The sequence below is a fragment of the Microcoleus sp. PH2017_28_MFU_U_A genome (assembly GCF_020738035.1).
GTDB lineage: Bacteria > Cyanobacteriota > Cyanobacteriia > Cyanobacteriales > Microcoleaceae > Microcoleus.
Genome location: NZ_JAEQCX010000044.1, coordinates 89653 through 114514, shown reverse-complemented (window position 1 = coordinate 114514; position 24862 = coordinate 89653). Strand labels below are relative to the sequence as shown.

Annotated in this window: 12 protein-coding genes and 1 pseudogene; 3 read left to right on the top strand and 10 right to left on the bottom strand. The window is 45.3% G+C overall.

The features are described from left to right. Positions 1 to 246 precede the first annotated feature (246 nt). The 3 genes and pseudogenes from JGK14_RS10255 to JGK14_RS10245 form a co-directional block, all read right to left on the bottom strand. The gene (locus tag JGK14_RS10255) at positions 247 to 3375 is read right to left on the bottom strand and encodes an MFS transporter (protein WP_325315034.1); all 3129 of its coding nucleotides are present in this window, start codon (positions 3373 to 3375) and stop codon (positions 247 to 249) included. A gap of 442 nt (positions 3376 to 3817) precedes the next feature. Beyond that, positions 3818 to 4720, bottom strand: a pseudogene (locus JGK14_RS10250) (hypothetical protein); the annotation flags it as partial. Between the two features lie 255 nt (positions 4721 to 4975). Further along, positions 4976 to 5377 carry a hypothetical protein gene (locus tag JGK14_RS10245; RefSeq protein ID WP_293241700.1) on the bottom strand — a complete coding sequence of 134 codons (402 nt, stop codon included), beginning with the start codon at positions 5375 to 5377 and terminating at the stop codon, positions 4976 to 4978. Here JGK14_RS10245 and proS point away from each other — a divergent pair. The 3 genes from proS to JGK14_RS10230 all read left to right on the top strand — a co-directional run bounded on the left by proS (position 5377) and on the right by JGK14_RS10230 (position 12678). Beyond that, the gene (gene proS, locus JGK14_RS10240; protein WP_293217769.1) at positions 5377 to 7182 is read left to right on the top strand and encodes a proline--tRNA ligase; all 1806 of its coding nucleotides are present in this window, start codon (positions 5377 to 5379) and stop codon (positions 7180 to 7182) included. The genes JGK14_RS10245 and proS overlap by 1 nt on opposite strands. Before the next feature lie 247 nt (positions 7183 to 7429). Continuing rightward, on the top strand, positions 7430 to 10402 hold the full coding sequence (locus tag JGK14_RS10235; RefSeq protein ID WP_293217771.1) for an adenylate/guanylate cyclase domain-containing protein: 2973 nt from the start codon (positions 7430 to 7432) through the stop codon (positions 10400 to 10402). A gap of 212 nt (positions 10403 to 10614) precedes the next feature. After that, positions 10615 to 12678: an adenylate/guanylate cyclase domain-containing protein gene (locus tag JGK14_RS10230; protein WP_293191023.1), complete on the top strand. Its 2064-nt coding sequence runs from the start codon at positions 10615 to 10617 to the stop codon at positions 12676 to 12678. Positions 12679 to 12878: 200 nt separating this feature from the next. On the opposite strand, the gene rpmB is transcribed toward JGK14_RS10230, so the two are convergent. The 7 genes from rpmB to JGK14_RS10195 form a co-directional block, all read right to left on the bottom strand. Beyond that, entirely contained in the window at positions 12879 to 13115 is a 237-nt protein-coding gene (gene rpmB / locus JGK14_RS10225) for a 50S ribosomal protein L28 (RefSeq protein ID WP_293150949.1), read from the bottom strand. Between the two features lie 277 nt (positions 13116 to 13392). Beyond that, positions 13393 to 15381 (bottom strand): molecular chaperone HtpG, encoded by a 1989-nt coding sequence (gene htpG, locus JGK14_RS10220; protein WP_293181104.1) that lies wholly within the window; start codon positions 15379 to 15381, stop codon positions 13393 to 13395. 342 nt (positions 15382 to 15723) lie between these two features. Continuing rightward, the gene (rppB, locus tag JGK14_RS10215) at positions 15724 to 17076 is read right to left on the bottom strand and encodes a two-component system sensor histidine kinase RppB (RefSeq protein ID WP_293212637.1); all 1353 of its coding nucleotides are present in this window, start codon (positions 17074 to 17076) and stop codon (positions 15724 to 15726) included. A gap of 269 nt (positions 17077 to 17345) precedes the next feature. Then, the gene (gene rppA / locus JGK14_RS10210) at positions 17346 to 18035 is read right to left on the bottom strand and encodes a two-component system response regulator RppA (RefSeq protein ID WP_293181098.1); all 690 of its coding nucleotides are present in this window, start codon (positions 18033 to 18035) and stop codon (positions 17346 to 17348) included. A gap of 171 nt (positions 18036 to 18206) precedes the next feature. After that, the gene (locus JGK14_RS10205; RefSeq protein WP_293212635.1) at positions 18207 to 18692 is read right to left on the bottom strand and encodes a hypothetical protein; all 486 of its coding nucleotides are present in this window, start codon (positions 18690 to 18692) and stop codon (positions 18207 to 18209) included. Between the two features lie 251 nt (positions 18693 to 18943). Next, positions 18944 to 22096: an efflux RND transporter permease subunit gene (locus JGK14_RS10200; RefSeq protein WP_325315033.1), complete on the bottom strand. Its 3153-nt coding sequence runs from the start codon at positions 22094 to 22096 to the stop codon at positions 18944 to 18946. Between the two features lie 527 nt (positions 22097 to 22623). After that, the gene (locus JGK14_RS10195; protein WP_442921446.1) at positions 22624 to 24609 is read right to left on the bottom strand and encodes an efflux RND transporter periplasmic adaptor subunit; all 1986 of its coding nucleotides are present in this window, start codon (positions 24607 to 24609) and stop codon (positions 22624 to 22626) included. Positions 24610 to 24862 lie beyond the last annotated feature (253 nt).

Here is a 24862-nt window from a genome sequence, read left to right as displayed (position 1 = left end):
TCTAAAGTAGGGTTCGTAGTGAGGACTTCAGTCCTTCTTAATTTTTGCGGACTAAAGTCCTCACTACCAACTTTCTACAGTAAGGTTTGTAGTGAGGACTTCAGTCCTTATTAATTTTTGCGGACTAAAGTCCTCACTACGAACCTTTTTTTACGTAGGAACCGAGATAATAGGATTTCAAAGAAAATAGGCTGGAACACAGCCAGCCTAGAATCAGGAGAACTTTAATGGAAACTTGTGGAAATTCTAGCTAAACAAACCCGAAATACCGCCGACTGCTATTGCTCCAGCCAATGCCGAAACCACCACAGAAGTTAGAGCCGTACCGAACAACCACCAAGCAGCAGTTGCGGCGGCTTCCCGCGCATCTTCTGCTTGCTGTTTGGTCTTGTTCTTGATCTCTTTAATCCGTTTTTTGGCTTCAGTTTGCAGGCGTTCGGCGCGCAATATAACGCTGTCCCGGGCTCCTTCCATTTGGTCAACAATTCGGTGAGCGTCTGTCTCGGAAATATCGGAACGAGAACTCAGTAGCGCTACTAAAGTACCGCGATCGAATTCACCCAAACGCTGTTTAATCGCGTCAAATCCGGCCTGCGGATCGTCAAATACTTTGCGGAAGTCCCGCTTGATTCCTTCGTAATTGAGCTCCGGCCGATCGAGCGAATTGAGGTAATCCCGGATTTTTGAGAAAATACCGTCAATTGTTGACTGGAACTTGTCTTGTACCATTTGAATTTGTTCGACAAACTCGTTGCGGACAGATTCAATACGATCGGCAATTTGGTTCGCTTCCTCTTCGGAAATGTCTTCCCGCTGGGACAGCAAGGCTACCAAAGTACCGCGGTCAAAGTGCTTCAGCCGATCGCCCAAACTTTGGATCCCCGCTCCGGGTTCGTTAAACAGCAACTGCAAATCTCGCTTGATACCGTCAGGATTGAGCTCTTCCTTGTCCGTATTCCGCAGGTAATTTTCCAAACTTCCTTGGAAATCCTTGACAGTTTTTTGAGCGCGAGATGCCAAGCGGCGGGGCGATTTCACGATGCTGCGAATCGAATCTTGCACGCGATCGATCGTCCGATTTACCTGTTCTTCGCTCAAATCTTCCCGCTGCGAAAGCAACTTGACCAAGGTTTCGCGATCGACCTGAGACAGTCTTTCCCGCAGCGCCAAGGCACCTTCTTTCGGATTTTCAAACAATTTGGTCAAATCCCGATTGATGCCTTCAGGATCGAGTTCTTCCAGGTTAGTATGGCGCAGGTACTCGCCAATTTTGGTAGTAACTTCCTCGTACTGCTGCTTAGCTTTGTCTGCAACTATTTGCGGCGCGTGGATAATGTTGTCGCGCACGGATTCGATTTTGTCGATCGCCCCATTTACCTGTTCTTCGCTGAGATCTTGGCGCTGCGACAGCAGTTGCACCAGAGTATCGCGATCGAATTGAGACAAGCGTTCTCTCAGCGCTTTCAAACCAGCTTGCGGGTCGCTTAACAGCGTTTGAAACTCGCGCTCGATCGCTTCAGGATTGAGTTCTTCCTTATTAGTATTGCGGAGATACTCTTCTACCTTTTGGCGCACTTCTTGCGCTTTCGATTTCGCTTGCTCTTGCAATTCTTGTGCTTTGGAAATTACGCGATCGCGCGAACTTTCGAGCCGCCCGATTAACTGATCCGCTTCCTCGGGGCTAAAATCTTCCCGCTGGCCGAGCAATTGTACCAAAGTATCGCGATCGAATTGCGACAGGCGATCGCGCAACGCCTCAAAACCAGCATCGCGATCTTCCAACAGCGCTTGGAAGTCCTTCTCGATACCTTCAGGATTCAATTCTTCCTTGCCAGTCGATCGCAAATAATTCTCAATCCGACTACGCAAATCTTGAGACTGTTCCTCACCAGCAGCACCTTGCACAATTTCCAGAACTTCTTGGCGCACGCTTTCAAGCTGTTCAGAAATTTCCGCAGCCTGTTCCTGACTGAAGCCCTCACGGCGCCTCAGAATGCCTGCAAAATACTCAGGATTTAACATCTCTAACTGGCCCAAAACAGCTCCCGGAGAAGCTTCGGCATCGTAAATAACATCCCTAAATTCCTGCTTGATAGTTTCTCGGTTGAGATGCCAAGGTTGAGCATTCAGCAAGTAATTTTCCACATCAGCCTTCGCTGTATTGAAAGGCAGCGCAGGCACTTTGTCGCCCACCTTAGAAGCCAAAGATTTAGCTTGTTCCTTGCCTTTTTCAGTCAATTGCTGCAACTGACCAGAGATTTTTTCCACATCCAAATCCGACAAATCCGTCCGCGACAAAACAGTGCCGACAAGAGCTTCCACACCCAACAGCATCGCGCGCTTCATGCCGCTGCTGGATTCTGATTTGTTTTCCCGAGTTTCCAGAATTTGAGATAGCTTGGCATTGAGTTCATCAGACTTCAGCAAATCTGGAGCCGCAAACTTGAGAAAATCAACTAACTCTAAATTCGGGTCTTTCTTATCTTGCTGCTTGCCGAAAGTTTGCTTCCAAACACCTTCGAGTTGGTCGGCAACTTGATTTATTTCATCCTTAGAAAAATCGCTGCGGCTGCTAATTAAATCCACAAAAGTCTGGCGGTTAACATTCTTCAGAACATCGCTTCCCGCCAGAGATTTGATATCAGTATCGCCCAGCAACTTTTCAAATTGACCGCGAATTTCCTTAACATCCAGCTTCGGTAACTGCAAAGAACCGACATAATCTTGGATGGTTTCGCGAATGCTATCCGGGTCTACAGCCGAGCCCAACTCGCGGCGGACAGCAGCCACAGACGCCTCTACAGTGTTTACCATTTGGTCGCTAGCCATCTTGCCGCCGATCGCAGAACCAGCAGTACCCATGACACCTTGAATGCCGGAAAAAGCAGTTTTGATCAAGGAACCAATCATCGAACCGACGGCGCTAGAACCGAGCCATACCAGCGTTAAAAAGTACGCCGACCAAATGACCACACCAATAATTGCCGCGCCGTCTACCGAGGCAATTGAAGTTAGTTTGACCGCCAGAAAACAAGCTAAGAATAAAGCTAGGTTAACTGTGACTAAAATCCAACCGCCGACCAAGCCTTCGATCTTGCGAACTTTAGTGCCCAAAGTTTCGGACTCATCATCGTCATCGTCGGGTAAAGCCTCATCCCAGTTGGAGATTTTGGCGGCGATCGAGAAATTTGTTAACAGGAATTGGAAGCCAAAAGCCATGATGACTCCGGCGATTAATGCCACAAAAAACTGAGGACTCAGAAACATCAGCCCTCCGAGATCGGGGTGGTCAAACGGGACATCTATTTCTATTGGCATTTGAGCAATATTGAATTTTGGACTGTACAGCGACATTAATAACTCGCTTTCAAACATAAATTACCTCCTAAAGTTTGATGCCGAATTAGGCATATTGAAATCTGCCCCTAACTTTTAAGTAGGGGATTTGCAACTTTTTAGATGGTGGTTTGTTTCGTCAGGCTTTATCTTACAGAAGCCTTGATTCGTGCAATCCGGATGAGTAGTAAATCAGTTCTCTAGCTATGTCATCCTTACTGCTGATTATGGCTCTTGAAGCTGAAGAATAAATCCCTCTAAAGTCAGAAATGGTATGTTTGTAGGGGCGAAGCATGACCGCAGTGAATATAAGATTATAACTAATAACTTATATGCGGTCATGCTTCGCCCTCTTCAAAAACCAGATGCACCCGGCAAGTTTGAAGCGGGGGCGATCTATAGTAGTAAGGTACGATGCGGCGCACCCTACATATCGTAGAGTGCGCTCTATAGTTAGGATTCCGTTTGATTTTTCCGGGAGAAAACGAGCTAGTAATTCCGGGCGATCGAGCTGCATAATCAGTCGTATGATTTCAAGAGGTTCAAGTTGAATCAAAGGCTCAATTATTGGGGCTAATTCTTCATCGATTTCGCCAAATCTTACTTGTAATATACTCTCAAGAGTCTCGCGTTTACTTTGCTGAATACCTTGCTGAATACCTTGCTGAATACCTTGCTGAGTTGCTTCTTCAAGCCGTTTTAAATAGAGCGGTGACAGTTCCATAATTAACTCCCGATCTTCTCGATCTATGTCTTGGCGGACTTCTCATATCGTTCGCAAGTTGTACAACAATTCTAACGCGTTCAACCGAAACAAATTATCAGACGGTAATTCTCTCAATTCGGTAATAGCTTGCTTTTGCACGTTTCCCTTCCCCAAAACCCTAAGCCACAGCGTTTCGGGAGTGCGGGGGAGTTGGTGAATAGCAATGATTGCTGCTTTCAGAGACACATTCAAAAAATAAACTCCACTTACCCAATTTTCAGGTTCAGAAGTCGCCCCAAATCCAGCTAGCATCGCATCGGAAACAGTCGGCGACAGTATCCAGAGTTGGGGCAAATCAGCCTCTGCAATCTGGGTATTATCTCTAGTGGCGACTCGTTCATATTCAGCATGGACATCAAAGAGTTTACCCAGACAACTGCGAATTTCTCCGGTTTGCACAGGACTGCGGAATGGTTCAATTACAGCGGGTTTTGCTGCAATTTGACCCAGAATGCCGAGGGCTGTGGGTTCTACATCAGGTTCCGCTTTTGGGGCAAAGAAAACGTCAATCTGCCTCACTTCTCCAGCAATGTCATGGCTGGTTGCGACATTACCGAGAGGGGTTAATAGTTCTTTGAGATATTGTTTTGCGAATTGATCGTGAATGAATCTGGTTATGAGAATTATCAGCTATAAACTGTTTAAAAACCTCACGGGCAACTATCAACTAAGAGAGGGTTCTCACGGGGGCACTGCCCCTACCTGTCAACGGGAGCATCTGTGTTTTGCATTTATAGTGCGAGCGTCCCCGCTCGCGTATTGTACAGTACGCGAGCGGGGACGCTCGCACTATGAATAATAAAAAAATGCTTTTTACAAAACTGAGATGCTCCCCCTGTCAACTATCAACTGTCAACCGTCAACTGTCAACTGTCAACTATCAACCGTCAACTGTTTGCAGCATTTCCCCTCACAGTTGCGCCGGCTGCGAATACAGCCGTACTCCTCAAAACGTTCGCTGTGTTTGCGAACAGTAGGATAGGCTACCAGATGTAAAGGAATTCCGATTAATTTGTACAGCAATCGACCAGCAGCATGAAGAATATCCCAAATTTCGCTTAAGTTAGGTTCTCGCACAAATTCTCCAATTTCATCTTGTAATGCAATCCACTGAGATAGGAGAGTAGGATGGTGACAATTATCAAATGCTGCCATACCTTTTTGATAATTTTTCCAAAGTTTATTCATAGATTTCATCAAATCAGGCTGAGTTCTGATAATATCAGAAGTTAATCTGAGATGACAATTATCCGGTATTTTAAGGAAATCAGCCAATGCGACTCTCTCAAATGCTTTTCGTCACCCTGCGGGAAGACCCCGCAGAAGCAGAAATCCCCAGCCACAAACTATTACTCCGTGCTGGATACATCCGACGCATCGGTAGCGGTATTTACGCTTATCTCCCTTTGATGTGGCGAGTTCTTAAAAAAGTATCCCAAATTGTGCGCGAAGAAATGGACGCTACCGGCGCTCAAGAATGTCTCCTCCCGCAACTGCAACCGGCCGATTTGTGGCGGGAATCCGGCCGCTGGGATACCTACACTCAAGCTGAAGGTATTATGTTTGCTATGAAGGATAGGCAGCAGCGAGAAGTGGGACTGGGCCCGACTCACGAAGAGGTAATTACTACAATTGCTAAAGATATGATTCGTTCTTATCGGCAATTACCCGTACATCTCTATCAAATTCAAACTAAGTTTCGCGATGAAATTCGCCCGCGTTTTGGGTTGATGCGCGGTCGCGAATTTATCATGAAAGATGGCTATTCTTTCCACACGAGCGAAGAAAGCTTGAAGAAAACTTATCAGGATATGGCTCAAGCTTACAGCAATATGCTGCGCCGATCGGGCTTGGAATTCCGAGCGGTAGATGCTGATTCTGGTGCGATTGGCGGCTCTGGTTCTCAAGAGTTTATGGTGCTGGCAGAAGCGGGAGAGGATGAAGTTCTATATACTGAAGATGGTCAGTATGCTGCTAATGTGGAGAAGGCTGTGTCGATGCCTGCTGATGCCCAAGCTTCGCCTTTTGCAAGTTTTGAAAAGCGGGAAACGCCGGGAACTGAAACAATTGCTAAACTTTGCAAGTTTTTGAAGTGTTCTCCGACGCAAGTTGTCAAAAATGTGCTTTATCAGGCTGTTTATGATAATGGCATGACTGTCTTGGTGTTGGTAAGCATTCGCGGTGACCAAGATGTGAATCAGGTAAAGTTGCTGAATGAATTGACAAAGTTAGCTGGCAATTATCAAGCTAAAACAATCCTATTTTTGACTGTTCCTGATGCGGAAGCTCAGCGGAAATGGGCGGCTAAATCTTTGCCTCTGGGTTATATGGCTCCGGATGTTGCTGATGATTATATCGCTGGAAGTAAGGAGGTAAATTCTAAGTTTTTGCGTTTGATCGATCGCACTGCCGTCGATCTAACAAACTTTGTCACTGGTTCCAATGAGTCAGGATACCACGTGGTCGGCGCCAATTGGGGTAAAGAATTTCCGCTACCAGCAACGGTTGTGGGCGTCAGAACTGCTAAAAAGGGCGATCGGGCGGTGCACAATCCCGAACAAACTTTGCAAACCGCCAGAGGCATCGAAGTCGGCCACATCTTCCAATTAGGCACCAAATACTCGCAAGCGATGGGCGCCACCTACACCAGCGAACAAGGCGAAGAAATGCCCTTTATCATGGGCTGCTACGGCGTCGGCGTGTCGCGGCTGGCTCAATCTGCGGTAGAACAATCCTACGATAAAGACGGAATAATCTGGCCAGTGGCGATCGCGCCGTATCACGCCATCATTAGCATCCCCAATATTTCCGACGCCCAACAAGTAGAAGTCGCCGAAAAACTCTACAATGAACTCAACCAATCCGGAATTGAAACCTTACTAGATGACCGCGACGAACGAGCAGGAGTTAAATTCAAAGATGCAGATTTAATCGGCATTCCCTATCGCATTGTTCCGGGTCGTTCGGTGAAATTAGGGAAAGTTGAAGTTGTGGAAAGAGCAACTCACAAAGCCCATGAAATTCTGATTGAGGAAGTCAATTCTACTTTAAAACAGTGGATTGATGCTGCCATCAAATAAGTTTTTGTAACGGTAATACCAATTTAATGTGAAGTTGCATATATCTCGATCCCCTAAATTCCCCTGGTGGGAGGGGGGACTTTGACCGGAATCTTGTCCCCCCCTTAATTAAGGGGGGTTAGGGGGGATCGGATTCGGGAGTAGCCTCACAAAAAATTGGTATAAGGTGCTTGCTGCACCTACATTGAGGCTAGCAAGGTGCGCGCAGCGCACCCTACATAAACTTATATAAAACTTAAAACTCGACATGAATCTGAACCTAAATCAGTTTCTTCGATTCCCTCAATCCCGAATAGGGCGCTACTTAGCCCAAGTAACTCTCGTGGCGATCGCTTACGCCGTGGGGGCGAGGCTAGCATTTGCAATTCAAGGTGTCAATCCCTTTGCTTCCTCGGTGTGGCCGCCCGCAGGAATTGCACAAGCCGGACTTTTATTGTTTGGCCCAAAAGCCTGGCCTGCGATTGTTTTGGGTATATTTTTCCTCAATTTAGTTAACCCAAGCGAACAGATATTTGCAATTTGGGTGGGAGGCAACGTAGGAGCAGTTTTGCAAGCTGTTTTTGCAGCCACTGTGCTGCGCTGGCTGGGGTTTCGTCCGTCTCTAGAACGTTTGAAAGATGTAGTTAATTTAATTTTATTGGGCGGTTTAGTTTCTACTCAGATTAGTTGCACTATTGGCGCGTTTTCCATATATTTAGCTGGCAAAGTAGATTGGGCAGAATACTGGTCGCTCCGGTGGAATTGGTGGCTGGGAGATGCAATGGGAGTTTTAATTTTAACTCCTTTGATTTTAATATTTTTGCGTCCTAAGGCAACCGCCGATCGCTTAAAAAGACAAACCGAACTCCCTAAAAATTATTTAATTTGGCGGGGAGTATGGTTAATATTATTAATTGGGGTAAGCTGGCTTGTCTTTGAGTCAAAAAATGAAGCTTCTATTTCTCGCTATCCCCTGGAATATTTGCCGTTTCCTTTGATAATTTGGGCGTCGCTCCAATTCGGTCAGCGGGCCGCTGTCTTAGGATCGTTTCTTGTGTCAAGTATCGCAATTTTTGGCAGTTCTCACGGATCTGGGCCATTTATAGCTAAAGCCGAAAATATTAGTCAGGCTATCTTATTTTTACAAGCTTTTATGGCGGTAGTTACGATTACTTCGTTGTTATTAGCCGCGACGGTAGCCGAACGCGCGGAGGCAGAAAAATCTCTGCGAGTAAGCGAAATTAAATATCGAGAATTGGTGGAAAATGCTAACAGTATTATTGTCAAACTATCTCCCGACGGCACGATTACTTTTTTTAATGAGTTTGCAGAAATATTCTTTGGCTACAATCAGGAAGAAATCCTGGGGAAAAGTGCTGTGGGAACAATCATTCCCATGAGCGACATCGAAGGGAATAACTTAGAGTTGGTTTACAATCAGATTTTACAAAATCCCGATCGCTTTACTAGCTATGAAAATGAAAATATTCGGCGTAACGGATCTCGCGTTTGGGTGTCTTGGGCAAATAAGCCGCTGGTTGATGCAGCAGGAGAACTTTTGGGCATCCTCTGCATCGGGACAGATATCACCGATCGCCGAAAAGCTGAAATAGAGCTGCTTCATCTGAACGAAAAGCTGGAAATCCGAGTTGCAGAGCGGACAAATGCCCTGAAACAAAGCGAACTTCAGCTACAGAAACAGAAATCGGCATTAATTGATTTAGCCAAAAATAAAGCGCTGAATCAAGGCGACTTAACCAAAGCGCTTCAAGAAATCACTGAAACTGCTAGCCGTACTCTGGAAGTTGCGCGATCGAGTATCTGGTTGTACGATCGCCCTAAATCCAAGATGGAGTGCCTGGATTTGTTCGATCGCGCCCTCAACCAGCACTCAGAGGGTATGGAATTAGCAGAAGCAGACTATCCTGTCTATTTTCAAGCACTCCGAGAAGAGCGCGCAATTGCTGCCTTTGACGCCCAAAAAGATTTTAGAACTAGAGAATTTGTGGAAGCTTACCTAATTCCGTTAGGCATCACTTCCATGCTAGATACGCCGATTCAGATAGGCGGAGAAACAGCAGGAGTCCTCTGTTTAGAACACGTAGGAATGCCGCGTTATTGGACTATCGAAGAACAAAGTTTCGCTGTTTCTCTAACAGACTCTGTAACTTTTGCAGTGGAAGCGCGAGAACGCCAGCGCGCTGAAGCAGCCCTGCGACAAGCTGAGGCAAAATACCGCAGCATATTTGAAAATGCGATCGTCGGCATCTTTCAAACTACTCCAGATGGAGAATATCTTAGCGTCAACCCAGCTTTAATTCGCATTTATGGTTACAGTTCCTGTGAGGAAATGCTGGAAAAGTTAACTGATATCAACCGCCAGCTATATGTAGACCCGGAACGCCGCGCCGAAGTCATCCACTTAATGCGAACAAACGGCAAAGTATCGGATTTTGAATCTCAAGTTTACCGCCAAGATGGCAGTATAATTTGGATTTCCGAAAATGCTTATACTGTCTGCGACATACATGGAAATTTGCTTTATTACGAAGGTACTGTCGAAGATATCACAACTCGCAAAGAAGCTGAGGCAGCTTTGCGTTTAGAACAAGAAAAATCTGATCGTCTCCTGCTGAACATTTTACCGAAACCGATCGCCGAAAGACTCAAACAAGACCAAAGCATCATCGCCGATACTTTTGCCGAAGTCACAGTATTGTTTGCAGATATAGTCGGTTTTACTCAAATTAGCTCCCAAATTTCTCCGCCGGAATTAGTTTCCTTGCTTAACGAGATTTTTTCGACATTCGATCGCCTAGCCCAAAAGCACGGATTGGAAAAAATCAAAACCATTGGTGACGCTTATATGGTAGTTGGAGGGCTGCCGATGCCCCGCAGCGATCACGCAGAGGCGATCGCCCAAATGGCCCTGGATATGCAGCAGGCAATTATTGACTTCAGCAATACCAACAATCAAGATTTCAGCATCAGAATCGGCATCAACAGCGGCCCGGTTGTCGCCGGAGTCATCGGCATCAAAAAATTTATCTACGATTTGTGGGGAGACACAGTTAACACCGCTTCCCGTATGGAATCTCACGGCTTACCCGGTCAAATTCAAGTTACATCTGCAACTTACGAGCGATTGCAGGACAAGTATTTATTAGAAAGTCGCGGCACCATTGAAGTCAAAGGCAAAGGCGAGATGAACACTTATTTTCTCACAGGAATCAAGTTATAAAATAAGGAAAATGAAAGAGGCAAAAAGGAAGAAGTAATAGTAGTTGTAGGGTGTGTCGCTAGTGAAAAAACCTCAATTTAAATCAATTTTTTGAGTAGCAACGCACCTGTGCTTAGCCCGTACAAACAAAGCCAACAATTCTATTTAAATAATTAAAAATTCCCTAATAGTTTTGACGGTTGGTATAGTTAGTTAAAAATATAAAAGTCACTATGAACCAAAACAAAAATCAATTTATGCGATTTATTCAATCTATAAATTGGCAATATTTAGGAAAAATAGCTGTCATTGCCTTTGCTTACGCTTTAGGAGCTAAAATAGCATCTTCAATCCCCGGCGTGAATAAATTAGCTACCTGCGTCTGGCCGCCCGCAGGAATTGCCCAAGCAGCAGTTTTATTATTTGGTCGGCGCCTTTGGCCGGGAATAGCTTTAGGCGTATTTTTTTACGAGACTCTCAACCTCAAAATATCCTTAATAAATGCAACAATTAGTGCTTTTTGCGGTTGTTTGCAAGCTTTATGTGCATTTACTTTGCTGCAACAGTTCAAGTTTCGCCCCTCACTGGATCGACTAATTGATGTAGTCAGTTTAATCTTTTGCGGTGCTGTAGTTGCCACTCAAATCAACTGCACTCTCGGCACGCTGCGGCTGTGTTTGACTGGTCTTATTGACTGGAGCGAATATTGGGAAATTCGGTGGAATTGGTATCTTGGAGACACCTTAGGAGTTTTGATTTTTACTCCTATGCTGCTAATCTTTTACCAAAAGATAGCGACACGCAATCAACAAAAAATTAAGATTAAAACACTTGTAAATATAATTTTATGCGCCATATGTTTGCTACTATTAATAATAGTCAGTTGGCTAGTATACACATCAAAAACTGATAGTAATCTATCCGGCTATCCCCTAGAATACTTGCCATTTCCGTTGGTGATTTGGGCAACCATTCAATTCGGTCAGCGCGGAGCTGTTTTAGCATATTTTATTGTATCCAGTATTGCCATTTGGGGAGGCTCTCAGGGATCTGGCCCGTTTATTACCAAAGCCATAAATATTAATCAAGCAATCTTATTTTTGCAGGCTTTCATGAGCGTAATTGTAATTACTTCGCTGCTGTTAGCTGCCACAGTAGCAGAACGCGCATCAGCAGAGGATTTGCTGCGGCAAAGCGAAGTTAAGTATCGGGAATTGGTCGAAAATGCTAACAGCATTATTTTAAAACTAGATACAGAAGGTAATATTACTTTTTTTAACGAGTTTGCACAGAATTTTTTTGGTTACAGAGAAGAAGAAATACTGGGAAAACACGCAGTTGGCACAATTCTACCCCAGACAGATACAGGGGGAAACGACCTGGCCGTGTTATTGAGCAATATTTTAAATAACCCGGAACAGTATACAACAAATGAAAATGAAAGTATGCGGCGCAGTGGATCTCGCGTTTGCGTATCCTGGGCAAATAAACCGCTGTTTGATGCGGCCGGAAAGTTCGCGGGGCTGCTGGCAATCGGTACGGATGTCACAGACCGCAGGCGGGCTGAAATTGCGCTTTGCAAGCTGAATGAAGAGTTAGAATCTAGAGTTGAAGAACGAACTAATGCTCTCAATGAAACTTTAAATGCACTGCGAGTTCAACAAGCACAGTCAGAACGGTTGTTGTTGAATATTTTGCCTGAAGAAATAGCAAATCGGTTGAAGCGGGGAGATAGCACGATCGCAGATACTTTTGCTGATGTTACTGTATTATTTGCGGACATCGTAGGTTTTACTCAATTGAGTGCGCGAGTTTCTCCAACAGAATTAGTTGCGTTGCTGAATGATATTTTTTCGACTTTTGACAACTTAGCAGAAAGGCACGGTTTGGAAAAAATTAAGACGATTGGCGATGCTTACATGGTAGTGGGAGGGCTGCCAATTACTCGCCCAGATCACGCAGAGGCGATCGCAGAAATGGCCCTGGATATGCAGCAGGCAATTATTGAATTCAGCAATACCCACAATCAAGATTTTAGTATCAGAATCGGGATCAATACCGGCCCGGTTGTCGCTGGAGTCATCGGTATTAAAAAATTTATTTACGATTTGTGGGGAGACACCGTTAACACAGCTTCCCGCATGGAATCTCACGGTTCGCCTGGGTGCATTCAGGTGACAGTGGCAACTTATCAGCAATTGCGAGAAAAGTATTTTTTTGAAAGCCGCGGTGCGATCGAAGTTAAAGGTAAGGGGAGGATGACTACTTATTTACTGAAATGCCGAAAATTCCTCTAATCCAGGTTTTTCTCTAAAAGTTAAAATTTCCTGGACGCATCAATGCCCAAGAAACCGGGTTTTTTATCTAAATTTAAGGTTATGATGCAGTGTTTATCTAAAAAAACCCGGTTTCTGCCTCAACTTTTTCAGTATATAAAAGTAAGGGCGATCGCACTTTTAATGTATACGATCGCCCTTTGCTCAACTAACAAGATTATTTAAAGCTTGTAAAGATTAATTCCAGCTTCCTTAGCCATAATTTCCAAACCCTTGTGCTCCAAGGTTTTAATCGCCTTCGTAGAAAGGTGTAACTTGACCCAACGCTTCTCCTGCGGCCACCAAATCCGCTTCCACTGCAAATTAGCGCCTTGCAACTTGTGAGTGCGGTGGTGCGAGTGAGAAACCGCAAAACCGTTATTCGCCTTCTTACCCGTTAGCTGACATTTCCGTGACATATTGCCCTCCAGACTACTTTTTTTTGATGCAGCCTTTTATTATATATCAACTGCGTAGAACCCCCCTAGCCCCCCTTGTTAAGGGGGGGACAAGAAAACCTCCGATCGCTCTCTCAGCAAGGGAAATCAACTTTTGCTTCCGCAGTTGGCTTGCGCTTGGGCTAAGGTATGTTGTTGGGCTTTAGCCCTCTTTCCTAATCTTATAAAGAGGGCTGAAGCCCAACAACGTACCTAGTTTGTATAAAACCACTCCCCCTTAGCAAGGGAGGGGGGTTAATTACATTGCACGTTCAGTCAATTTTGTCAAGACATGGTTCGATCGCTCGACAAACTCCTGCATCCCTTCAGCATCGAAACCCTTCTGGGCCATCAAAGCCAAGTCATAAACGTGGTGACAAATCATGCTGGCCAACTGCGCCGAGGGAGACTCGCCGCCGCCTTGAATAATCGCACCCTGACTCAAATTAGCCAGATTTTGAATCAGCGGGTGAGACGTATTCACCAGCAAAACGTGTTCATCGGGGAATTGCGCTGCTTGCTGCTGCAAAAGCGCCGTCATATCGCGCATCCGGCGCAAAGCTTCTGGTAACAGGACGATCGCAGGTGGCGCCGCCTCAGCAGAGTCAGACTTCAAAGCTTCTGTGCGGATGTTTACTTTTGGCTTGTTGAGAGCATTTTGGAACAGTTCTTTAACTTGTTCGCTGCGAGTTTTATTAGTCGCCGGATCGACAATTTCGGCTTCTTTTTCTTTGTCAATTAGTGTGTCGTCGATGTCGGAATCCACCCGCGAGAATTTAACATCTGAGTATTCGCGTTCCAAGAAACTGATAAAGTGCGTGTCAATGAAAGAATCCATAAACAGCACTTCTAAACCTTGGCTTTTGTGCAGGGCGACGTAAGTTGCTTGTGACGCAGGTTCTGTGCAGTAAAATACGCGGTTTTCGTGGCGTTTTTGATTGCGTTCCAAATACTCTTTCAGCGTCGTGTAAGGTTGCGTCGAAGTAGAACTGTCCGATTTTGGAGTAACATCTTGCCACAAATCTCCGTCCTCAGTTTGCACCTGCACTTCTGGCGTTGCAATTTCTGGTTTTTCTGCTGTTGGTTCGTAGGTGCTGCGGTAGATTAAGATATCTTCGACTTGTTTTTTGAACTTATCATCGTTGAGAGATCCAAACTTGACAAAAGTGCCGATATCTTGCCAGCAACGGATGTATTCATCGCGGTCGTCGCGGTAAAGTTCTTTTAGGCGATCGCCCACTTTCTTCGCAATATAATCAGCGATTCTTCTGACTGTGCGATTGCTTTGCAAAGAACTGCGAGAAACGTTCAGGGGAATATCGGTACTGTCAATGACTCCCCGCAGCGGCATCAAGAATTTTGGAATAATTTCTTCGCAGTGATCGCTGACAAAAACTTGGTTGCAAAATAGCTTGATATTACCTTGGGTAACATCGACATCCGGCCGCAATTTGGGAAAGAAAAGAATGCCGTTGACAATGAAAGGATAATCTGTGTTCAGGTGTACCCAAAGTAGCGGCTCGTCTTGAAACGGATAAAGATAGCGGTACAATTCTAAGTAATCTTCTTTCTGCAAATTGCTGGCTGCTTCCCGCCAAATTGCCTTATGCTTGTTGAGTTCCTCTCCCTCAAATTTGATCGGAACTGGCATGAAATCGCAGTAAGTTTTGATTAGCTGCTTAATGCGAGTGGCTTCTACATATTCTAGTTCTTCGTCTTGGAGAGTGAGAGTAATCGTAGTGCCGCGTTCGGTGCGGGCGGATTCTGATAGTTCAAAAGCGGGTGAACCATCGCAATACCAATGTACTGCTTGTGCGCCTTCTTGGTAAGAAAGGGTGTCTATGTCTACTTTCTGAGCGACCATGAAAGAAGAGTAGAAACCGAGTCCAAAGTGGCCGATAATTGCGTCGTCGCCACTGCCTTGATATTTTTGAATAAATTCTTCGGCGCTGGAGAAGGCGACTTGATTGATGTATTTTTTTACTTCGTCGGCTGTCATCCCGATGCCGTTGTCGGTAATTGAGAGTGTTTTGTTTTCTTTGTCGATCGCAATATTGATTTGTGGTTCGCCAATGTCGCCGCTGTATTCGCCGGAACGGGAAACCATTTTGAGTTTGGCTATGGCATCGACGGCGTTAGAAATTAGTTCCCGCAAGAAGACTTCGTGGTCGGTGTATAGCGATTTCTTGATAATCGGGAAAATATTCTCGGTATGGATTGAGATTGTTCCCTGTTCTAAAACTGTCATAGATTTTCTCTCTGCTGACTGATGATTAATCACTATTTATTGATTTTGGGCGATCGCGCTACATATTGCCGAAGGGATTACCACAAAAAGATGATTCGGTTTTCCTCACATCTTGCACAATTCTCAATAAGCCTTTCACGGGCGGGCAGGATGCCCAACCCCTACTCCCCACAACAAGATTTAGTTTTTGTGGAACAGGCATCTTGCCTGTTCTTGAAAATGGTGCAAACTATCATCGGCGGGCAGGATGCCCACCCCACAACAAGATTTAGTCTTTGTGGAACAGGCATCTTGCCTGTTCTTGAAAATGGTGCAAGATGTCAGTTTCCCCCACATAGTAGCTCACAAAGGCAACCGCAGGAGAAATGTGCTACCAGAACCCAATTCGCTGCGGGCGCTGAGGCTGCCGCGGTGTGCGCGGGCGATCGCGCGGGCGATCGCCAATCCGAGTCCCGATCCGCCGGTATGGCGCGATCGAGATTTGTTGACTCGGTAAAAGCGATCGAATATCCGCCCTAAATCTGCCGCCGCTATCCCAATCCCGGTATCTTGCACCTGAATTATCGCCTCTTGGTGAGTGCAATCTAAGATTACTGTGACTTTTCCGCCAGGGGGAGTGTATTGAATGGCGTTGACAATTAAGTTAGTAACGAGACGGTAAAGTCGATCGGCATCTCCGACAACATTCAATGGATGCTGTACGCGGATTTCGGATGTTAGCGCTACCTGGGAGGATCTCGCCAAAGCAGCCAATTCCTCGACTAAATCGCCCACCAAGTCGTTTAAACAACAAAGCTGAGGGCGATCCTCTTCGAGGGCTTCGCTAACGGATTTCACCTGAGAGTCCATCCGCGCCAACAGCAACAAATCAGTGACTAACTGAGTCAATCGTCGGTTTTGGCGATCGACAGTCTGCAAAATTTCCCGTGCTTCTTTCTCATCCAATTGTGGCATTAACAGCGCCGATTCTACAGTGGCTTGAGATGCCGCTAAAGGCGTTCGCAATTCGTGGGCAGCATCCGCCGTAAACTGTTGGATTTGTCGGTAAGAAGAATAAATCGGTTTCATTGCCAATCCTGCCAGCCACCAACTAGAAAAAACCACCAAAATCAAGGCTGTCGGCAATCCTAATTTCAAAATTAATCTCACTGTACTGAGATAACTGTTGAAGTCTTGCAAGCTCCGTCCTACTTGAAAGTATCCCCAATCTTCCAGGGTGTTTGTGTGCAGTGATACAGAAATTTGGTGATAAATATTCCCTTTGCTGTCAGCGATTGTTTGCCAGTGTTGGGAGTTAAATATCGGCGGCAATGTTTCGGGATAAGCGCCTGCTGTAGCAATCAATTTCCCAGAAGAGTCAAATAAACGAATATAGTAATAGCTTTGGTTGATAGCGCTTAAAATATGGCGATCGGCTAACTGTTCTTTAACGCCGTTAACTCCAATTACGCGGAGGTTTGGCAAAAGTTCATTGACGATTGGTTCTAGGCGTCCGGGTTGCTGTAGCTTGATTTCGAGGCTATCGTGGAGTGTCCCCGCTACCGATTCTAGTTCGCGATCGATCGCAATCCAGTGCGCGTGGGCGATCGCCTTATATACACCAAATCCCAACAAGCTTAAAATCAAACCCATGACTGCGGCGTAGGAAATCGCTAATTGCGATCGAGTGCGGTTAAATAGTTTATTTTGATTCACAATTCATGATTGGGTAATTGGTAATTGGTAATTGGTAATTGATTGGGATGATATTTTTTTATTTACCGCAGAGAACGCAGAGGACGCAGAGAAGGAGAAAAGAGAGAATTAGTAGAAGGGAGGAAAATAAATAGTCTTTTCTGAGTCCGCAAAGGCGGACTTTGTTTGTGTAAATGCGATTTCAACTTTTCTTAGTCCGCGGAGGCGGACATTGTTTGTGTAGACGCGGTTTCAACCGCCGAGTCTAAAAGTAATTTTGAAGGCAGAATTCAACTTTTCATCCGATATCCGACGCCGTGGACAGTTTCAATTAAGTTCGCACAGCCAACGGATTCGAGTTTGCGCCGCAGCAAGCGCACTTGAGCGGCTACTACATTGCTAAAAGTATCTGCGCTGGCTTCCCATATCTGATTCCGAATTTGGTCAGTCGTGACAATTTGGTTCGGATGTTTCATCAAATATTCTAACAATTGAAATTCTTTGTTAGTCAGCGAAATTGTCTGGTTTGTGCCGTTTTGATTGAGATAAAAAGCTGTGCGATTCCCGCAATCTAAGGCGAGATTTCCGATTTGTATCTGTTGGGGCTGTATTTGGGGCGATCGCCTTTGCAGCGCCCGCAACCTTGCTAACAGTTCCGCCATCCCGAAGGGCTTGACTAAATAATCGTCAGCCCCCGCATCCAATCCCGCCACTTTATCTTCCATCCTGTCTTTGGCTGTCAGCATCAAAACTGGCAAAAAACTATGTTTGGCGCGCAATCTTCGCAGCAATTCTATTCCCGACAATCCCGGAAGCAACCAGTCAAAGATGGCTAGGGTGTATTCCGTCCACTGACTATCTAGATATTCCCAAGCTTCATTCCCATCCTGGGCCCAGTCAACTATGTATTTTTCTTGCTTCAAAGTGCGATCGATCGCCTTTCCTAAATCTGGCTCATCTTCAACTAGCAAAATTCTCATAAAAAGTAACCTTATGTCGCGCTAGGTACGTAGTTGCGCTTTAGCGCTAAAGCGCAACTACGTACCTTTTGAAAAGTACCAATTGCGTTAGGATATAATTAATTCTTCAACTCTAAATTAACAAAACCCCGGTCGATCCGACCGGGTTTTTACAACTAAATTCAACTCAAACTATTGAGTGAATGTAAAACGACCGTCTACTTTTTCTCCCTTAATATCCGCATTCACCTTCACAGGATACTGGCCTGGATCTTTGCCGGGAAATACAACAGCGTAATGTTTGCCTTCAGGATCGTATTTGAGAGCTAGGGTTTGTTGCTTTCCACTCGGCAACTGCACTTGTGCTGACACTTTTGCGTCAGGAACCGGTTCCTTTTTATCGCCTTTTTGCAGGTACAAATCTAAGTGAGTTCCAGTAGCTTGTTTTTCAGGTACAAACTCTAAATGGTAAGCTCCAGCATTGACAACTTGACCGCCTTTAGCTCCTTTTGCACCAGCGGGAGCAGCAGCGGGAGCAGAAGACGCAGGTTTTGAAGCAGCAGGAGGGGGTGTGGGAGTGATTTTTGTATCGCTTGCTTCGTCGCCTTTACCGCAAGCTCCCAAAAACAGCAGTCCGATACTGCCGAGAATAATTAAACTTGATTTGATCGTTTTCATGTGCTTGAATTTTTGCGGACAATTATTCGTAAATTATGGCATTTTAAAACAGGGCGTCAATCGATTTTAGATTTTAGATTTTAGATTTTAGATTTTAGAGGCGACTCCACGGATAAATCCGGGGGAAGAGAGGATTTTCGATTTTCGATTTGGGATTGATTCCACGGATAAATCACGTGGCGGGTACCATGAAGAAATTCGCTTGTCAAGGAAAATCATCAAAAAATCTTCAGCAATAGCCCGAATCGTTGCTAGAAAGCACTTAAACCAGTTTTTTCATCTTCAGCAACAGGCTCAGGTTCTTGAGGCCGTAAAAACTTCCCGAATTGAGCGTACAAAGCTGGCAAAACTAACAGAGTTAACGCCGTAGAAGTAAACAATCCTCCTAAAACTACGATCGACAAAGGTTGTAATATTTCTTTTCCTGGCCCGCCTTCTAAGACTAACGGTGCTAAACCCAAAGCTGAAGTTAAAGCGGTCATTAAAATGGCGTTGAGGCGTTCCATCGAGCCTTTAACAACGGCTTCTTGAAAGGGCATTCCTTCAGCAAATTTAGAGTTATAGTTGTCTACTAACAGCAAGCCGTTGCGGGTAGCTACGCCGAATAATGTGACAAACCCAACCAGGGAAGCGACGGAAATTATACCGCCAGTCAAAGCTACAGCAATTACTCCTCCAACTAAGCCGATCGGCAAATTGATCATAATCATCGCAGTTGAAGCGATCGACTTAACGGACAAGTACATCAAGACGGTAATGACCAAAAAGGCGATCGCGCTAAACACTATAATATTCTGCGAAGCCCTTTGTTCCGCCTCAAATTGACCGCCGTACTGGATAAAATAACCAAACGGTAACTGCACCTCCCGCTTGACTTTAGCTTGAATTTCATTCACAACCGATCGCAAATCCCTACCTTTCGCATTCGCCGCCGCCACAATCAGCCGAGAAACATTCTCGCGGTTAATCGTATTTGGGCCCGTACCGTATGTCACAGTCGCAACTTGCGCGAGGGGGATTTTACCCCCCCTTTCATCGCCCCCTTTATAAGGGGGGAAAAGAGGGGGGGTATCAACCAACAAATTCTGAATAGTTTCTAAGTTATTTCTGGCTTCAGGCTGCAACCAGACAACTAAATCAAAAGTTTGCTGTGCTTCCAAAACTTGGGATACAACTTTGCCATTTAAAGCTATTTCGATGATTTCTGAAAGTTCTCCAATTTTCAAACCGTATCTCCCCGCAGCTTGGCGGTTAAACTTAATTTGAATCTGCTGCACCGGCACCTGCGGTTCCAGTTGCAAATCCACAATTCCCTTCACAGTTTTCATTTGCGCTTCAACTTGAGCACCGATAGTGCGAAGTTGATTCAAATCCGGGCCAAAGATTTTCACAGCAATTTGACTCCTGACACCGGACAAAACCTCATCCATCCGGTGAGAAATAAAACCGCCGATATTTGGTGCAACTCCCGGCAATTTCGCAAATTCCTGCCGCAAATACTCCAAAGTTTTCGACCGATTTTTCATTCCTTCCTCGCTCAAACCAATATCGATGTGAGCTAAATTGACACCCGCAGCATCAGCATCGCCCGGAGCTCTACCCGATCGCACTTGCACGTATTCAAATCTGCGATCGTCCTTAAGTGCATCTTCCATCGCAAAAGCCGCGCTATCCGTCGCCTCCAAAGACACCCCTGGATAAAGCAGAATCGTATTCACCAAAGTTTGCTCCTGAAACTCCGGCAAAAACACCCGTCCAAAGGAAGGCAAAATAACTAAAGCAGCCACCATACTAGCAGCAGCTAAAACTAAAATTATCGCCGAATACCGCATTGATAATTGGATAAAAAAGTGATAGATGCGCTTGCAAAATCTCGGTAACCAAGGTTCCTTGGCACTCATGCGTTTGTTCGGCAATAAAATAGCACAAAGCGCCGGAGAAACGAACAGCGATTCTAAACTAGAAATCACCACAACCACCAAATAAGTAATCCCCATCGGCGTAAAAATTCGACCTTCTACACCCGGCAAAGTAAAAATCGGCGAAAACACCACAATCCCAATTATTGTCGCTCCAATTAACGAATCGCGCACCTCTTGACTGCCATCAAAAATCACATCCATCACCGGGCGCGGATGCTCAGAAGCCGTATTTTCTCGTAAATTGCGGTAGGTATTTTCAGCATAAACAATCGCATCGTCGATCGCAGTGCCGATCGCCACCGACAAACCACCCAAAGTCATCGTATTCAATCCCAAACCCAGCCAATACATCGCCAGCAGCCCGAACAGCCAAGTTAGGAAGAAATCGAGCAAAACCACCGTCAGAGTGCGCCAATTCATCAAAAACGGGATGAGAATGATGGTGACAATGATACTGCCTTCAACTAAAGCCGATCGCACATTCTCCACCGAAGAATTGATATACTCTTCCTGCCGGAAAGTCACAGTAACTTTAATATCTTTCGGCAAAGCTTGCTGTACCTCAGCCATTGCCGCCTCAACCGCCTTCGTTACCGTCGGAGTATCAGCAACGGGCTGTCGGTTTACCATCACAATCACAGCTTTTTTGCCGTTAAAACTGCCGTTTCCCCGCTTGATCGCAGCACCAATCTTGACATCGGCGACATCACCAATTCTGACGGGTATTCCTTGACGAGAGGCGATCGCAGATTGCTGCAAATCTGCCACCGATTCAATCCGCCCCACGCCTCGAATTAACGTTTCTTTATCCGGTGTAATTAAATAGCCTCCCGGTGCGTTAACATTGGCAGCCTTCGCCGCTTCCGCAACTTGCTGCAAGGACACATTAAAAGCTTTTAACTTAGCAGGTTCGACTAATACTTGATACTGTCTTTGTTCGCCACCGTAAGCCACAACTTGAGCAACGCCAGTCACGGCTAGAAGCCGATTTGTGACTTGCCAATCAACCAAACGGCGCACTTCCATCAAAGGAGTAGTTTCTGATGTAAAAGCATAGGTAATTACCAAACCAACCGGAGAAGTTGTCGGAGAAATTTGTGGTGTTTCTACCCCTGTGGGGAGTTTGCTTTGAGCTTGCTGCAACCTTTCGGTTATTAATTGGCGGGCTTGATAGATTTCAGTTCCCCAATCAAAGATTACCTTAATCGCAGAAAGGCCGACAGCAGAAGATGAACGTACTGCTGTTACTCCAGGAGTTCCGTTAATCGCACTTTCGATCGGTAGTGTTACTAAAGATTCGATTTCTTCCGGTGCGAGGCCCGGTGCTTCTGTCTGAATTTCGACTTGCGGCGGTGCAAAAGGCGGGAATACATCGAGGGACATTTTGGGGATGATATATAATGTCCAAAGACTAATAATAATGGTGGCGAGAACGACTAGCCAACGGCGATTAATTACCCATCTCAGAATAGTGCTGAACATTTAAACAGTTGACAGTTGACAGTTGACAGTTGACAGTTAAATAGCCATTCAATCTAGATTGACACCCAAGAATGAAATTAGGATGAAATCGTTTCTCTTTTAAGTCTGATTTATAAGTTATAGCGGTTCTCAGAAAGATTCGCGGACGTTGTTGGGCTTCAGCCCTCTTGGTTTAAGGGTTATGTAAGCTGTCAGTAGCTGTAGGGTGCGTCGCCATCTACAATCCTCAAAAAAAACGACAATCTCGTAGCGACGCACCTTACAAATCCTTTAAATAACCAATCGAATGTTCATCATAGTTATTATGAAAGCACCCAACAAATACTCACAAACTCTAAAAAACTTTGGCGAAACAGACTACAATCCAGTCCCGCCAAAGCGCTCAAAACGAGTAATCATGCGCGCTCAGTTCAAAGGGCGTAAAAAACCTATGATGTATATTTGTGATCGAGAAGAATCGCACAGATTTCTAGATGCAGATAAATGAATCAACTCTCAGACAAGGTGATTACTTGTAAACAAAAATTTTACTTTAAACTCTGGGTTTCTGCCTCCTGGCTTTTAACACGGTGGTTGTCATCATGCGGCAATTCATCTACTTTACTCGCATTGATTGCCACTGCGGAGGTAGAAAAACCATTTTTGGCATGACTTTGAGATGCTGCTAGTGCTGGAAATTTGCGCCGTTTTCCCAAAAATACCCCGGCTGTGAAAGTCAAGGATGCGATCGCAATTCCTCCCCCAACTCCCGCCCACAATAAAGACACAGGCAAATTATTAAAGTTAACCTCTGTTACCTTAGGACTTACCTCTTTCTTTTCCTCGCTTGTTGATGGCTTACTACCGCCCCGCAAAGATTGGGCGTAAAGTTGAGGCGCCCGCTGGGTTACAATCAAATCTCCATCGAATAAACCGCTCTTAATTTCTACTAAATCCCCCGCAGTTTGACCGACTTCAATGTCAACCGCTTGATAAGCATCGCCATTTTGGACGTAAACGGTTTTTTTACCGCTAACATCTACTACCGCTGTACTCGGAATTGCTAAAACATTAGTAACATTTTTGTTAGTTAAAATTTCCAACTCAGCAAACAATCCCGGCTTTAACTCGCCGTTACTATTATCTAATTCTGCTTTCACTGGGATAACTCGCGTTTCTCCTTGCACGGATGAGCCAATTAAGGTGATTTTTCCCTTGAAAATACGATCGCCCAAATTAGCAACTTTTACCCTGACTTCCTGGCCCTGTTTTACCTGATTCAAATCTTTTTCGTAAATGTTGGCGGTGGCAAAAACCCGGCTGTCATTTAAGACGCTCATCAACGGTTTTTCAGCGCTTACAGACTCTCCTGGGGTGATGGCGCGATCGGCAATCGTACCAGAAATCGGAGCAATTACGGTGACAAGTCCTCGATCGTTCGCAACAGTGCCTAATTGTTGCAGCCGCGCTTGATAGGCTGCGTCGGCTAAGCGAATGCGCGACTGAGCGACTGCGACGGCAGTTTTGGCGCGTTTGACCTGATTCTCGGCTTCCAGCACTTCCCGGCGGCTCTGAGCCTTGGTGAGTTGAGCTTTTGCCTCGGCTACCTTGCTTTGGGAATCGCGCAATTCCCGCACCGGCAGATCTACTTCGGCTTGTTTAATTTCGGTTTCGGCTTTAATAACTTCGGGACGGCTTTTTGCCTTGGCAACATTGGCTTTAGCTTCGGCGAAGTGAGATTGCGACTCTAGCATTGTACGCCGCGCGATCGCCCCTGACGCAACTAACTCGCGATCGCGATCGAACTGTTCCTTAGCCACAGTCAGTTCAGTTTCCGCCCGCGCTATCTCTGCTTGCGCTATTTCAATCTGACGTTGATAATTTTCCTTAGCAACTTTGACAACTGAACGCTTGTTTACTAATTCTTGCTCTCGTTGGTACTGCTTAGTTACCGCTGTCAGTTGAGTTTGGGCTTGTATTATTTCTGCTTCAGAGATTTGAATTTGGCGATCGTAATTTTCTCGTGCTAGTTTCAAATCGCCTTGTGCTTGCTGCAAATCTGCCTCAGCTTCCGCTCGTTTCGAGAGAGATTCAACGCGCAACTGTCCTAATTCTGAACTCGACAAAACCGCAACCGGTTGACCTTTTGATACTTTATCTCCAGGCTTAACTAACAACTCTACCACTTTGCCAGCTACCGAAGCCGTTACTTCTACCTTTTGGTTTGGCAAAGTTTCAATTTGTCCTGTGGTTTTGATGCCGATATCTAGTCGCTGTCGGGTAGCCGGAGAGACTTTAATTCCCAACCGTTTTGCTGTTTCGGCATCTACAGAAATAGCAGCAGGAGTTTGAGTTGTTTCGCCGCTTTGGTGAAATTCATTTCCGTGTCCCGCGTGGGCGAAAACTGCGGTAGGAGAATTTAGCAAAATTAGGCTTAACAAAGTTATTGAAAAGCTGCTAATAATTGCCGGAGATTGAGAATATTTGTGAAATATCATCGTTGGCATTTTCCAGGAAATGAGGTTGAGTGCCACAGGCTTAGCGGTTGGTATTTTGCCAAAAGAAGTAAGTCAACCGAATTAACCGGAGCTACTTATTAGCATTTTTCAAGAAACGACTGCTAAGCAATGACCAAGAGCTAAAATTTATCTCCTCAACCTAGTCTTTCACTGCCAAATGAAATTAGGATGAAATTTCGGCTCAGCAGCCCAGATACCCTCCAGATTCTAAAATCCGAAGATAAGTTTTACCTAATCCCAAGGAATTGCGCTGTAGATTTTTTGCTCG